The sequence below is a fragment of the Mesobacillus maritimus genome (assembly GCF_044803185.1).
Classification (GTDB): domain Bacteria; phylum Bacillota; class Bacilli; order Bacillales; family Cytobacillaceae; genus Mesobacillus_B; species Mesobacillus_B maritimus_B.
Map to the genome: position 1 here is coordinate 119,385 of NZ_CP085225.1, position 14,138 is coordinate 133,522.

13 protein-coding genes and 1 other annotated feature are annotated in these 14,138 nt (G+C 41.2%); all 13 genes read left to right on the forward strand.

Annotated features, from left to right (window positions below):
• Window positions 1-42 precede the first annotated feature (42 nt).
• Window positions 43-693 carry an RNA polymerase sporulation sigma factor SigH gene (sigH, locus tag LG336_RS00600; protein ID WP_404330691.1) on the forward strand — a complete coding sequence of 217 codons (651 nt, stop codon included), beginning with the start codon at window positions 43-45 and terminating at the stop codon, window positions 691-693.
• 107 nt (window positions 694-800) lie between these two features.
• Entirely contained in the window at window positions 801-950 is a 150-nt protein-coding gene (gene rpmG / locus LG336_RS00605) for a 50S ribosomal protein L33 (RefSeq protein WP_404330692.1), read from the forward strand.
• A 45-nt stretch (window positions 951-995) separates the two neighbouring features.
• Entirely contained in the window at window positions 996-1,175 is a 180-nt protein-coding gene (secE, locus tag LG336_RS00610; protein ID WP_404330693.1) for a preprotein translocase subunit SecE, read from the forward strand.
• Between the two features lie 115 nt (window positions 1,176-1,290).
• Window positions 1,291-1,824, forward strand: coding sequence for a transcription termination/antitermination protein NusG (nusG, locus tag LG336_RS00615; protein WP_404330694.1), 534 nt, complete (start codon window positions 1,291-1,293; stop codon window positions 1,822-1,824).
• A 160-nt stretch (window positions 1,825-1,984) separates the two neighbouring features.
• Window positions 1,985-2,410, forward strand: coding sequence for a 50S ribosomal protein L11 (rplK, locus tag LG336_RS00620; protein ID WP_139195424.1), 426 nt, complete (start codon window positions 1,985-1,987; stop codon window positions 2,408-2,410).
• Window positions 2,411-2,685: 275 nt separating this feature from the next.
• A complete protein-coding gene (rplA, locus tag LG336_RS00625) occupies window positions 2,686-3,384 on the forward strand; it encodes a 50S ribosomal protein L1 (RefSeq protein ID WP_404330695.1) in 699 nt (232 codons plus the stop codon).
• 50 nt (window positions 3,385-3,434) lie between these two features.
• Window positions 3,435-3,573 (forward strand) — a sequence feature (ribosomal protein L10 leader region).
• Window positions 3,574-3,607: 34 nt separating this feature from the next.
• Window positions 3,608-4,108 (forward strand): 50S ribosomal protein L10, encoded by a 501-nt coding sequence (gene rplJ / locus LG336_RS00630; RefSeq protein ID WP_404333062.1) that lies wholly within the window; start codon window positions 3,608-3,610, stop codon window positions 4,106-4,108.
• A 53-nt stretch (window positions 4,109-4,161) separates the two neighbouring features.
• Window positions 4,162-4,527, forward strand: a complete 366-nt coding sequence (gene rplL / locus LG336_RS00635; RefSeq protein ID WP_404330696.1) for a 50S ribosomal protein L7/L12 — start codon at window positions 4,162-4,164, stop codon at window positions 4,525-4,527.
• 124 nt (window positions 4,528-4,651) lie between these two features.
• The gene (locus LG336_RS00640) at window positions 4,652-5,260 is read left to right on the forward strand and encodes a class I SAM-dependent methyltransferase (protein ID WP_404330697.1); all 609 of its coding nucleotides are present in this window, start codon (window positions 4,652-4,654) and stop codon (window positions 5,258-5,260) included.
• Window positions 5,261-5,492: 232 nt separating this feature from the next.
• Window positions 5,493-9,053 (forward strand): DNA-directed RNA polymerase subunit beta, encoded by a 3,561-nt coding sequence (gene rpoB / locus LG336_RS00645; protein ID WP_404330698.1) that lies wholly within the window; start codon window positions 5,493-5,495, stop codon window positions 9,051-9,053.
• Between the two features lie 190 nt (window positions 9,054-9,243).
• Entirely contained in the window at window positions 9,244-12,843 is a 3,600-nt protein-coding gene (gene rpoC, locus LG336_RS00650) for a DNA-directed RNA polymerase subunit beta' (RefSeq protein ID WP_404330699.1), read from the forward strand.
• Between the two features lie 333 nt (window positions 12,844-13,176).
• Window positions 13,177-13,599 (forward strand): 30S ribosomal protein S12, encoded by a 423-nt coding sequence (gene rpsL / locus LG336_RS00655; protein ID WP_404330700.1) that lies wholly within the window; start codon window positions 13,177-13,179, stop codon window positions 13,597-13,599.
• 39 nt (window positions 13,600-13,638) lie between these two features.
• Window positions 13,639-14,109, forward strand: a complete 471-nt coding sequence (rpsG, locus tag LG336_RS00660; RefSeq protein ID WP_404330701.1) for a 30S ribosomal protein S7 — start codon at window positions 13,639-13,641, stop codon at window positions 14,107-14,109.
• Window positions 14,110-14,138: the final 29 nt, after the last annotated feature.

Here is a 14,138-nt window from a genome sequence, read left to right on the forward strand (position 1 = left end):
ATAATATTTCTATCCTTGGAAAAGTCCGGTGGAGGGATCTAAGTGAAAGCAGATTTCGGATCAAAGCAGGCTAACAAATATAATGAGCTTGAAGATGAAGAAGTAGTAGAGGCTGTTCACAATGGAGATAGTGAGGCTCTAGATTATTTGATCAAAAAATACCGAAATTTTGTACGAGCAAAAGCTAGGTCTTATTTCCTGATTGGTGCAGACAAGGAAGATATTGTTCAAGAGGGAATGATTGGACTTTATAAAGCAGTGCGTGACTTTAGAGAAGATAAGCTTACCTCTTTTAAAGCCTTTGCTGAACTCTGTATTACGAGGCAAATCATTACCGCCATTAAAACCGCTACAAGACAAAAACATATTCCACTTAATTCTTATGTATCCCTAGACAAACCGATTTATGACGAGGAATCAGATCGAACCTTGATGGATGTGATCTCTGGAGCTAAAATTATGGACCCTGAGGAGTTAATTATCAATCAGGAGGAATACGTTCAAATTGAGGTAAAAATGGAAGAGCTTTTAAGTGACCTTGAACGAAAGGTGCTTGCTTTATATCTAGACGGCCAATCCTATCAGGAGATATCTGAAGAGTTGAATCGTCATGTAAAGTCAATAGATAATGCACTTCAGCGGGTTAAAAGGAAACTAGAACGCTACATTGACCTAAGGGAAATTTCGACTTAAAGTTGATAGAATATAGCCATAAACCTGCCTTGTATTCTATTCGACAGTTATTGACACTAACATCCTACCATGATAAAGTTTTAAAGACATAAATTAGTAGGTGCAATATGGCAAAAAAGATAACGCTTGCTTGTTCTGAGTGTGGAGCACGCAATTATACGAGCACAGCCAATCAAGAAAATCAAACAGAACGACGGGTACTTAAAAAGTTTTGCAAGAACTGCAATGCTCACACCGTTCATCGGGAAACAAAATAACGTTATAGATAGATTGTTTGCTATTCACAAGTTGGAGGTTACAGAATGAACATCACAAAGTTTTTACCTGAAGTTGCCCGTGAAATGCGGAAGGTTAGTTGGCCAAAGCGCAGGGAACTTGTTCGTTATACAATCGTTGTTTTAACGACAGTTGTTTTTATGGCATTGTTTTTTACTGTGATTGACCTCGGATTTTCTGAATTGATTCGCTTAATCCTTGAATAACCTATGTGGTCTCATGGTATAATGGAGAATAACGCAGGAATTTTTTACAAAAGCCCGGATGACGGGTTTTTTGTTTGCTGAAAAAAGGGAGGGACGGACGTTAAAGTCCTCTAAAATGGAAAAGAATTGGTATGTTGTTCATACGTACTCAGGATATGAGAATAAAGTTAAGACAAACCTTGAGAAACGTGTAGAGTCAATGGGTATGCAGGATAAGATATTCCGAGTTGTCGTACCTGAAGAAGAAGAGACAGATTTTAAAAATGGCAAAAAGAAAGTTGTTAAGCGAAAAACATTCCCAGGGTATGTTTTAGTCGAGTTGGTCATGACAGATGACTCTTGGTATGTGGTAAGGAATACACCAGGTGTAACAGGGTTTGTTGGTTCTTCGGGTCATGGATCAAAGCCGTCACCATTATTACCAGATGAAGTAGCGATGATTTTAAAACGTATGGGTGTGGACGAGCAACGTGTCGATATCGATTTCGAATTAGGCGAAACGGTACAAGTAAGCGAGGGACCATTTACAAACTTTACTGGGTCCATTGAAGAAATTGATAAAGACAAAGGAAAGCTAAAGGTTTTAGTAAATATGTTTGGCCGGGATACTCCGGTAGAACTTGAATTTTCACAGATAAAAAAATTATAACTTGAAATTAAAAACAAAAAGTGATAATATTTCATAGGTCAGTATGTCTCGTAACCGGGACAAACATATATTATGTTCTTTATCTAAGAGGATAAAGACTGAGCTGAGTGGGAGGGGAACACCCTATTACCACATCACGGACTTTAAGGAGGTGTGTCTCGTGGCTAAAAAAGTAATTAAAATTGTAAAATTACAAATCCCTGCTGGTAAAGCAAACCCAGCGCCACCGGTTGGTCCTGCACTAGGTCAAGCAGGTGTAAACATCATGGGATTCTGTAAGGAATTTAACGCACGTACAGCTGATCAAGCTGGTTTGATCATTCCTGTTGAAATTACGGTTTTTGAAGACCGTTCATTTACATTTATTACGAAAACTCCTCCTGCTGCCGTTCTTTTGAAAGTAGCAGCTGGAATTCAGTCTGGTTCTGGTGAACCAAACCGTAATAAAGTAGCAACAGTCAAGCGTGACAAGGTACGCGAGATTGCGGAGCAGAAAATGCCTGACCTGAACGCAGCTAGCGTTGAAGCAGCAATGCGCATGGTCGAAGGTACTGCCCGCAGCATGGGTATCACGATCGAAGACTAATTGCTAATGCAGGAGATGTAGGGGTTGCGACGATGAATAGATTTCTCTCGCAACCTTTAGTTTGTCTGTTCGTCCTACTGTTCGTTAGAACACTGGGCTTTTCTAGATGTCTGGCTGCGGCGCCTAGCCCCTCGGGTCATAAGTCAATCCGTCATTAAGGTTAAAGAACAACCTTTATGCCGGCTTGACTTATGCCTGTCGGGGCTGAACAGGCGCCTCCGCTTTTCAGAGTGGGAGGAAATTCCGCTAAAACCACAATCAAGGAGGAAATTATAATGGCTAACAAAGGTAAAAAATATCAAGAAGCCGTTAAGCTAGTAGATCGCACAAAGGCTTACGATGTTCAAGAAGCAATTGAATTAGCAAAAAAGACTAGCGTTGTTAAATTTGATGCTACTGTTGAAGCTGCTTTCCGTTTAGGCGTAGACCCTAAGAAAGCTGACCAGCAAATCCGTGGAGCAGTTGTGCTTCCAAATGGTACTGGTAAAACTCAACGTGTTCTAGTTTTCGCTAAAGGCGAAAAGGCAAAAGAAGCAGAAGCTGCTGGCGCAGATTATGTAGGTGATTCTGAATTCATCAATAAGATCCAACAAGGTTGGTTCGAATTTGATGTAATCGTAGCGACACCTGACATGATGGGTGAAGTTGGTAAGCTTGGACGTGTATTAGGACCTAAAGGCTTAATGCCAAACCCTAAGACTGGTACTGTAACTTTTGACGTAACAAAAGCTGTTAATGAAATTAAAGCAGGTAAAGTTGAATACCGCGTTGATAAAGCTGGAAACATTCATGTTCCAATCGGTAAGGTTTCTTTCGAAGATCAAAAGCTTGTTGAAAACTTCAACACAATCTTCGATACAATGATGAAGGTTAAGCCGGCTGCAGCAAAAGGAACATACATGAAGAATGTAACTGTTTCTACAACTATGGGACCTGGCGTAAAAGTTGACCCATCAACTGCAACTGCAAAATAATTCCAATTGACAACAACGAATATATTATCTATAATATATTTTGTTGCTAAAATAAAATAACATTTGTACCGCAGACAGCAGGTGCCCATAAAGCTTAATTTCCTGCCGAGGTCATACGATAGACTCAATTGTTTTACTATTGTATACTACCTCCTTGTCTGTTAGACTCGGAGGTTTTTTATTGACCGGTATGAGTGTAGATAAATCTACAGGAGGTGTAATGATGAGCACTGTTATTGAAAAGAAACAACTACTAGTTGACGAAATTGCTGATAAACTAAAATCTAGTGTATCTACAGTCGTTGTTGACTACCGTGGTTTAACTGTTGGTCAGGTAACTGAACTTCGTAAACAACTTCGTGATGCAGGTGTTGAGTTCAAAGTGTACAAAAACACTATGACTCGCCGTGCGGCTGAAGCTGCTGGCCTTGCTGGTTTAAACGAAGTGTTAACTGGTCCTAACGCAATTGCATTCAGCACAGAAGATGTTGTTGCTCCTGCGAAAATTCTTAGTGATTTCGCTAAGAAGAACGAAGCGCTTGAAATTAAAGCGGGTGTTATCGAAGGAAATCTTGCTTCCGTTGAAGATGTTAAAGCTCTTGCAGATCTACCATCTCGCGAAGGTTTACTTTCTATGCTACTCAGCGTGCTTCAAGCACCTATCCGCAATCTTGCTCTTGCTACAAAAGCTGTTGCAGAACAAAAAGAAGAACAAGGCGCGTAAGCTAATCTACGTATATTAAATAAAAACAAACAATCCTAAGGAGGAAAATTACAATGACTAAAGAACAAATCATTGAAGCAGTTAAAGCTATGACTGTTTTAGAACTTAACGATTTAGTAAAAGCAATCGAAGAAGAATTTGGTGTAACTGCTGCAGCTCCTGTAGCTGTTATGGGTGGAGCTGCTGGTGGAGAAGCTGCTGCTGAGCAAACTGAATTTGATGTAATCCTAGCTTCTGCTGGAGATCAAAAAATCAAGGTTATCAAGGTTGTACGTGAAATCACTGGCCTTGGACTTAAAGAAGCAAAAGAAGTTGTTGATAACGCTCCGAAGCCACTTAAAGAAGGTATCTCTAAAGAAGAGGCTGAAGAACTTAAAGCTAAACTTGAAGAAGTTGGAGCTAACGTCGAAGTTAAGTAATTTAAAACCTGGAAAAGCTCGCTATCAAGCGAGCTTTTTTTGGCTATATCCGTATAGTATGACGGGCTTTCAAGAATAATAGTTTTTGGGGAATAAGTCATATGCTTTTCAGGGTGGTGGATTCGTGTCAAATCATTATTATTCAAAGAATCCGGAAGTTGAAAGTAATCCTGTTTATTGGGACTTCAGTTTAAGGGAACATACCTTTCGATTCAAAACGGACCGGGGAGTCTTTTCTAAGAAAGAGGTTGACTTTGGATCACGATTGTTAATTGAGACTTTTAAGATTGATAAGAACGAAGGGAAGATCCTCGATGTAGGTTGCGGTTATGGTCCAATTGGGCTATCTCTAGCTAAGTCATTCCCTAAAGCGGTTATACATATGGTTGATGTTAACCAGCGGGCCTTAGACCTTGCTAAAGAAAACGCAAAACTAAATCAGCTTGAAAATGTTAAGATTTATGAAAGTGATCGCCTATTACAGGTTGAAGAGGGCGATTTTGACTCCATTCTAACCAACCCACCTATTCGGGCAGGAAAGAAAACGGTTCATGAAATTTTTGAACAAAGCTACGACCATCTAGCAGATTTTGGCGAACTATGGGTTGTCATTCAAAAGAAGCAGGGGGCGCCCTCTGCGATTGAAAAGCTTGAAATGATGTTTGGCCAAGTGGATGTAGTAGAGAAGAAGAAGGGGTACTTTATAATCAAAGCAAAAAAAGTTGACAGATAAATTTTGCCTATGATAGTATTATAAAATGCCATAGATTAGTTTTCTTTAAAATGCTAAAAATAAGCTTTATACGTATATTTTAGGATATTTGGGGAAAACTAACAAAATAATTGTACGTCAGAAAATGTGGTTTTTAAACGTGAAAACCCTTTTTCTTTTTGTCTTATGATTGTAGTATGCAGGAAGAACACGAATAGTGGAATAATTACGCTTGATTTGAGGGGTGAATCAGTTGACAGGTCAACTAGTTCAGTATGGACGACACCGCCAGCGAAGAAGTTACGCACGCATTAGTGAAGTTTTGGAGCTGCCGAATTTAATTGAAATACAAACAGCATCCTATCAATGGTTCCTTGATGAGGGATTAAGAGAAATGTTCCAGGATATTTCTCCAATTGAAGACTTTACAGGAAACTTATCGCTAGAGTTTATTGATTATAGTCTTGCCGAGCCAAAATATCCGGTAGACGAATCAAAAGAAAGAGATGTTACGTACTCTGCTCCATTAAGGGTTAAGGTGCGTCTTGTCAATAAAGAAACAGGTGAGGTAAAGGACCAAGATGTCTTTATGGGAGATTTCCCGCTTATGACAGAGACAGGTACCTTTGTTATTAATGGTGCCGAAAGGGTTATCGTATCTCAATTAGTGCGTTCTCCTAGCGTATATTACAGTGCGAAAATGGATAAGAACGGTAAGAAAGGCTTTACCGCTACTGTTATTCCTAACCGCGGAGCATGGCTTGAGTATGAAACCGATGCGAAAGACGTTGTATATGTAAGGATAGATCGTACGAGGAAACTCCCTGTTACGGTTCTTTTGCGTGCTCTTGGGTTTGGTTCAGACCAAGAAATCATTGATTTGATTGGTGATAATGAATATATCCGAAATACGCTTGAAAAAGACAACACAGAAAGCTCAGAGAAAGCACTTCTTGAAATCTATGAGCGTCTTCGTCCAGGTGAACCACCAACAGTCGATAACGCAAAAAGTCTCCTAGTCTCAAGATTCTTTGACCCAAAACGCTATGATTTAGCAAATGTTGGTCGTTATAAGATTAATAAGAAGCTTCATATTAAGAATCGCTTGTTTGGGCAGAAACTAGCAGAAACCCTTGTAGATCCTGAAACAGGAGAAATTGTTGCAGAGCAAGGTGTTACGCTTGATCGTAGAACCCTAGATAAAATTCTTGATAGCCTAGAGAAAAATGTTGGTTTCGAAACTCATAAGCCTTTTGGTGGAGTAGTAGAGGATGATATCCTATTACAATCTATTAAGGTGTATGCTCCGAATGATGATGGAGAAAAGGTTATTAACATCATCGGAAATGCGTATGTGGAAGAGCCAATTAAAAACATCACACCTTCTGATATTATTGCTTCGATAAGTTATTTCTTTAACTTATTGCATGGTGTCGGTGATACCGATGATATCGATCACTTAGGAAACAGACGTCTTCGTTCAGTTGGAGAGCTATTACAGAACCAGTTCCGTATTGGTCTTTCAAGAATGGAGCGTGTTGTTCGTGAAAGAATGTCTATTCAAGATACGAACACAATTACACCGCAGCAGTTGATTAATATTCGTCCGGTAATCGCTTCGATAAAAGAATTCTTTGGTAGCTCCCAGCTTTCACAGTTCATGGATCAGACGAATCCATTGGCAGAGCTAACACATAAGCGTCGTTTATCTGCGCTTGGACCTGGTGGTCTAACACGTGAACGTGCAGGCTTTGAAGTTCGTGACGTTCATTACTCCCACTATGGCCGTATGTGTCCGATTGAAACGCCGGAAGGTCCAAACATTGGGTTGATAAACTCGCTTTCTTCATTTGCGAAAGTGAATAAGTTTGGTTTTATTGAAACACCTTACCGTCGGGTAGACCCTGAAACAGGAAAAGTAACTTCTCATTTTGATTATCTGACTGCCGATGAAGAGGATAATTATGTAGTTGCTCAGGCGAATGCATTATTGTCTGAAGAGGGTGCTTTCCTAGATGAGATGGTTGTTGCCCGTTTCCGTGGTGAAAACACCGTAGTTCGCCGCGAGCGAATTGATTATATGGACGTATCACCAAAACAGGTTGTTTCTGCTGCGACAGCATGTATTCCTTTCTTGGAAAATGACGACTCCAACCGTGCTTTGATGGGCGCGAACATGCAGCGTCAAGCTGTTCCGTTATTACAACCTGAATCTCCAAGAGTTGGAACAGGTATGGAGCATGTTTCTGCAAGAGACTCTGGTGCTGCAGTTATTTGTAAGCATGAAGGAATTGTTGAACATGTTGAGGCACGTCAAGTTTGGGTCCGTCGAATTACAGAAGTAGATGGTCAAGAAGTTAAGGGTGACCTTGATAAATATAAAATGCAGAAATTCATCCGTTCTAACCAAGGTACTTGCTACAACCAACGTCCGATTGTGAGCGTTGGTAACCGTGTGACGAAAGGTGAAATTCTTGCAGACGGTCCTTCCATGGAAGCTGGAGAACTTGCACTTGGAAGAAACGTGCTAGTAGGCTTCATCAACTGGGATGGTTATAACTATGAGGATGCTATCATCATGAGCGAACGCTTAGTAAAAGATGATGTCTATACCTCCATTCATATCGAGGAATATGAGTCAGAGTCTCGTGATACAAAGCTTGGACCTGAGGAAATTACTCGTGATATTCCAAACGTTGGGGAAGATGCTCTGCGCAATCTGGATGAGCGTGGAATTATCCGCGTTGGGGCTGAAGTAAAAGACGGTGATTTGCTCGTTGGTAAGGTAACGCCTAAAGGTGTTACAGAATTAACGGCAGAAGAACGTTTATTACATGCAATCTTTGGTGAAAAGGCTCGTGAGGTCCGTGATACATCACTTCGTGTACCACACGGTGGTGGCGGGATTGTTCTTGATGTAAAAGTCTTTAATCGTGAAGACGGCGATGAACTCCCTCCTGGTGTGAATCAATTGGTTCGTGTATATATTGTTCAAAAACGTAAGATCCATGAAGGCGATAAAATGGCTGGACGTCACGGGAATAAAGGGGTTATCTCTCGTATCCTTCCTGAAGAGGATATGCCGTTCTTACCAGATGGTACCCCGATTGATATTATGTTGAACCCTCTGGGTGTTCCATCGCGGATGAATATCGGACAGGTGCTAGAGCTTCATTTAGGAATGGCTGCACGTTATCTTGGTATTCATGTTGCTTCACCAGTATTTGATGGTGCAACTGAGGAAGATGTTTGGTCAACAATCGAGGAGGCTGGTATGGCACGTGATGCCAAAACAGTCCTTTACGATGGACGTACAGGTGAGCCTTTTGACAATCGTGTATCGGTAGGAGTCATGTATATGATTAAACTTGCCCACATGGTTGATGATAAACTTCATGCGCGTTCTACAGGTCCATACTCTCTTGTTACGCAACAGCCGCTGGGTGGTAAAGCTCAGTTTGGTGGACAGCGTTTCGGGGAAATGGAAGTTTGGGCACTTGAAGCTTACGGTGCTGCCTATACGCTTCAGGAGATTCTTACTGTCAAATCTGATGATGTTGTCGGTCGTGTGAAAACTTACGAGGCTATCGTTAAAGGTGAGAATGTCCCTGAACCAGGGGTTCCAGAATCCTTCAAAGTATTAATGAAAGAGCTTCAGAGTCTTGGTATGGACGTTAAAATCCTTTCAGGTGATGAAAAAGAAATTGAAATGCGTGACTTCGATGATGACGAAGAGCTACAGCAACCTGAAACATTAACAATTGCGACTGAAACCGAGGATGTTGACTCAGAAAAAGTTGGTTCTAAGGAATAAAAGATATAAGGTGTGATGCCAAACTGTCTAAAAGTAGTTTGGCATCACATAATCATATTTTAATTTTAGCTAGTACTACTAGATGGTACATAAGCTTTGTCTAGCTGCAGCGCTTAGCCCCTCGGGGCTGACCAAAGCGCTTCTGCTTTTCATTCGGGTAAAACCCTAGATTAAAAGGGAGGTAGGCCCCTTGCTGGATGTCAATAATTTTGAATACATGAAGATCGGCCTTGCTTCACCAGATAAGATTCGTTCATGGTCCTTTGGTGAAGTGAAAAAACCAGAAACAATTAACTACCGAACATTAAAACCAGAAAAAGATGGTTTGTTTTGTGAACGGATATTCGGTCCAACTAAGGACTGGGAATGCCATTGTGGAAAATACAAGCGTGTCCGTTATAAAGGGGTAGTCTGTGATCGATGTGGTGTTGAGGTTACTCGTGCAAAAGTGCGTCGTGAACGAATGGGCCATATCGAACTAGCAGCACCTGTTTCACATATTTGGTATTTCAAAGGAATTCCAAGCCGTATGGGGCTTGTCCTTGACATGTCTCCTAGAGCGTTGGAGGAAGTTATCTACTTTGCTTCTTATGTAGTAACTGATACCGGTGATACGGCTCTAGAGAAAAAGCAGTTACTCTCTGAAAAAGAGTATCGTGCCTATAAGGATAAATACGGAAACAAATTCCAAGCATCCATGGGTGCGGAAGCGATTAAAAAGCTTCTTTCCGATATCGATTTAGATAAGGATGTCGACGGGTTAAAGGAAGAGCTGAAAACTGCTCAGGGTCAGCGTCGTACACGTGCGATTAAGCGCCTGGAAGTTCTTGAAGCATTCCGTAATTCTGGTAACGAACCATCATGGATGATTCTTGACGTTCTTCCAGTAATTCCACCAGAGCTAAGACCGATGGTACAGCTTGATGGTGGTCGCTTTGCTACATCTGACCTAAACGATTTATATCGTAGGGTAATTAACCGGAATAACCGACTCAAGCGTTTGCTTGACCTTGGAGCACCTAGTATTATCGTTCAAAACGAAAAGCGTATGCTTCAAGAAGCTGTCGACGCTCTAATTGACAATGGTCGCCGTGGCCGTCCGGTAACAGGTCCAGGAAATCGTCCATTAAAATCTCTTTCACATATGTTGAAGGGAAAACAAGGTCGTTTCCGTCAAAACCTACTTGGAAAGCGCGTTGACTATTCCGGTCGTTCGGTTATCGTTGTTGGTCCAAACCTAAAAATGTACCAGTGTGGTCTTCCGAAGGAAATGGCACTGGAGTTATTTAAGCCATTTGTAATGAAAGAGCTTGTTCAAAAAGGACTTGCCCATAACATTAAATCGGCTAAAAGAAAGATTGAAAGAGTTCAACCGGAAGTTTGGGATGTGCTAGAGGATGTTATTAAGGAACACCCTGTGTTACTTAACCGTGCCCCTACACTTCATAGACTAGGAATCCAAGCATTTGAGCCAACGCTAGTAGAAGGACGTGCAATTCGTCTTCACCCACTCGTATGTACTGCCTACAACGCAGACTTTGATGGTGACCAAATGGCTGTTCACGTACCTCTTTCAGCAGAAGCTCAGGCAGAAGCACGCTTGCTTATGCTTGCTGCACAGAACATCTTAAACCCTAAGGATGGGAAGCCAGTTGTTACTCCATCTCAGGATATGGTACTTGGTAACTATTACCTAACACTTGAGCGTGAGGGTGCAGTTGGAGAAGGAATGATCTTTAAAGATAGGAATGAAGCGTTAATAGCCTATCAAAATGGATACGTCCATCTTCATACACGTGTTGCTGTTCATGCAGGTTCATTAGGGAACCAGACTTTTACTGAAGAACAAAGCAATCAATTGCTTATGACTACAGTCGGAAAGTTAATTTTCAATGAGATTTTACCAGATACATTCCCGTACATTAATGAGCCGACAAAAACCAACCTTGAAGAGAAAACCCCTGAAAATTATTTCGTGCCAAAAGGAACCGATGTTAAGGCTGTTATTAAAGAGAGACCATTAGTCGATCCTTTTAAGAAAAAAATCTTAGGGAACATTATTGCAGAAGTCTTTAAGAAATTCCAAATTACTGAAACATCAAAAATGCTTGACCGAATGAAGGATCTTGGATTCCGTTATTCTTCTAAAGCGGGTATTACAGTTGGTGTTGCGGATATTGTGGTCCTTAAAGAAAAGGGAGAAATTATTAGTGATGCACAATCTAAAGTAGATAATGTCATGAAGCAGTTCAGACGTGGTTTAATCACCGAGGATGAGCGATATGACCGTGTTATCTCTATCTGGAGTGCAGCAAAAGATACGATTCAGTCTAAATTGATGAAATCCTTGAGTAAAACAAATCCTATCTTCATGATGAGTGATTCTGGTGCTCGTGGTAATGCATCGAACTTTACCCAGCTTGCAGGTATGCGTGGACTGATGGCCAACCCAGCTGGACGAATCATTGAGTTACCGATTAAATCAAGTTTCCGTGAAGGTCTTACTGTTTTGGAATACTTTATTTCCACACACGGTGCGCGTAAAGGTCTTGCTGATACCGCACTTAAGACAGCGGACTCTGGTTACTTGACTCGTCGTCTCGTAGATGTTGCACAAGATGTTATCGTTCGTGAGGATGATTGTGGAACTGACCGTGGCTTGAACGTTAAAGCGTTGCGAGATGGTACAGAGATCATTGAAGCTCTTGATGAGCGCTTAATCGGACGATATGCGAGAAAGACCATCAAACATCCAGAAACAAAAGAAGTGATTATCAGGGAAAACGATCTGATCACTGAAGATTTAGCAATTGAAATTGTTGATGCTGGATTCGAAGAAGTGTGGATTCGTTCTGCCTTCACATGTAACACTCGCCACGGTGTATGTAAGAAGTGTTATGGTCGCAACTTGGCTACAGGTCAAGAAGTTGAAGTTGGGGAAGCAGTTGGTATTATTGCTGCTCAATCCATCGGTGAACCAGGTACACAGTTAACAATGCGTACATTCCATACCGGCGGTGTTGCAGGAGACGATATCACTCAAGGTCTACCACGTATTCAGGAGATTTTTGAAGCTCGTAACCCTAAAGGGGTCGCGGTTATATCTGAAATTAGTGGGGTTGTTGTGGGTATCAATGAAGGTCGTGATCGCCAGCATGAGATCATCGTACAAGGTGATGTTGAATCACGTACGTATACTGCTCCATATACAGCAAGATTAAAAGTTGCAGTTAATAGTCAAGTAGAACGAGGCCAAGAACTTACTGAAGGTTCAATTGATCCAAAGGAATTATTGCGAGTTAAAGACGTGAAGTCTGTTCAAGAGTATCTCCTCAGCGAGGTTCAAAAGGTATACCGTATGCAAGGGGTAGAAATTGGCGACAAACACGTTGAAGTTATGGTCCGTCAGATGATGAGGAAGATTAGAGTCATTGATGCTGGTGAAACAAATGTTCTCCCAGGTACATTGCTTGAAATCCATCAGTTTACGGATGCTAACCGTCAGGCACTTCTAGAAGGTAGATTGCCGGCTACTGGACGCCCTGTTATTCTTGGGATTACAAAAGCTTCCCTTGAAACAGATTCATTCTTGTCAGCTGCTTCCTTCCAGGAAACAACAAGAGTTCTTACGGACGCTGCCATTAAAGGAAAGCGCGACGAACTTCTTGGCTTGAAAGAAAATGTTATTATCGGTAAACTGGTTCCTGCTGGAACGGGAATGCAACGATATCGTAAAGCAGAACCGGTCTTGGTGGAAGAGACGCCTGATGATGCAGTACCAGTTGAGTAGTTCTAAAGTGGTTGGATAGCTCAGTTAAAGAAAGCGGTACTTCCAACTCATAAGGGAGTACCGCTTTTTTATGAATGATGAACCACTTAAAATAATTTATGAATATAATGTTGACATATTATTTTTGAGATGCTATTATAGCAAAGGTGTTCCTACTTACTTGATATCTTGTTTTTGAAAGGTCAGGAAGTTTTATTGGGGAACAGTAAGTGTCTCTTTTACTCTGTAAAAACTGTTTTTGTGGCGTACAGATCCGCAAAGACTTTGTTTTTTAGCAAAAAATGAACCACCTGGATGTGTGGGTCTACCAAAGTAACGAAAGGAGGAAAAACAATGCCTACAATTAATCAATTAGTACGCAAACCTCGTAAGTCAGCCGAGGAAAAATCAAAATCACCAGCGCTAAACAAAGGCTACAACAGCTTCAAAAAAGCGCAAACCAACCTTACATCTCCACAAAAACGCGGTGTATGTACTCGTGTTGGAACAATGACACCAAAGAAGCCGAACTCAGCGCTTCGTAAATATGCCCGTGTTCGTTTAACAAACGGAATCGAGGTAACAGCTTATATTCCTGGTATCGGCCACAACCTACAAGAACACAGTGTCGTTCTTATCCGTGGCGGACGTGTAAAAGACTTACCAGGGGTACGTTACCATATCGTTCGTGGAGCACTAGATACAGCAGGCGTAAACAACCGTATGCAAGGTCGTTCTAAATACGGTACTAAGCGTCCTAAAGCAGCTAAGAAATAACAACAACTATTAAAAGCCTTTTTGAAAGGAGGAAATAATATGCCACGTAAAGGTCCTGTTGCGAAAAGAGATGTATTACCGGATCCGATTTACAAATCAAAGTTAGTTACTCGTTTGATTAACAAAATGATGGTTGACGGCAAGAGAGGTAAATCTCAAAAGATTTTATACTCTGCATTTGATATCATCGCTGAGCGTTCTGGAAAAGAAGCTATCGAAGTATTCGATCAAGCATTAAAGAACATTATGCCAGTATTAGAAGTTAGAGCACGCCGTGTTGGTGGTGCGAACTACCAAGTCCCAGTTGAGGTGCGTCCAGATCGTCGTACTACACTAGGTCTTCGTTGGTTAGTAAACTATGCTCGCCTTCGCGGTGAGAAGACAATGGAAGAGCGTTTAGCTAATGAAATTCTTGACGCTGCTAACAACACTGGAGCGTCTGTCAAGAAGCGTGAAGATACACACAAAATGGCAGAAGCAAACAAAGCGTTTGCTCATTATCGTTGGTAATCTAACCTTCAAAACTAAAACACTCATAC

What these genes read in the sequence shown, in the direction of transcription:
- rpmG (WP_404330692.1), top strand. Translation starts at nt 801, where the DNA reads ATGGCAAAAAAGATAACGCTTGCTTGTTCTGAGTGTGGAGCACGCAAT.
- secE (WP_404330693.1), top strand. Translation starts at nt 996, where the DNA reads ATGAACATCACAAAGTTTTTACCTGAAGTTGCCCGTGAAATGCGGAAG.
- nusG (WP_404330694.1), top strand. Translation starts at nt 1,291, where the DNA reads ATGGAAAAGAATTGGTATGTTGTTCATACGTACTCAGGATATGAGAAT.
- rplA (WP_404330695.1), top strand. Translation starts at nt 2,686, where the DNA reads ATGGCTAACAAAGGTAAAAAATATCAAGAAGCCGTTAAGCTAGTAGAT.
- rplJ (WP_404333062.1), top strand. Translation starts at nt 3,608, where the DNA reads ATGAGCACTGTTATTGAAAAGAAACAACTACTAGTTGACGAAATTGCT.
- rplL (WP_404330696.1), top strand. Translation starts at nt 4,162, where the DNA reads ATGACTAAAGAACAAATCATTGAAGCAGTTAAAGCTATGACTGTTTTA.
- rpsL (WP_404330700.1), top strand. Translation starts at nt 13,177, where the DNA reads ATGCCTACAATTAATCAATTAGTACGCAAACCTCGTAAGTCAGCCGAG.
- rpsG (WP_404330701.1), top strand. Translation starts at nt 13,639, where the DNA reads ATGCCACGTAAAGGTCCTGTTGCGAAAAGAGATGTATTACCGGATCCG.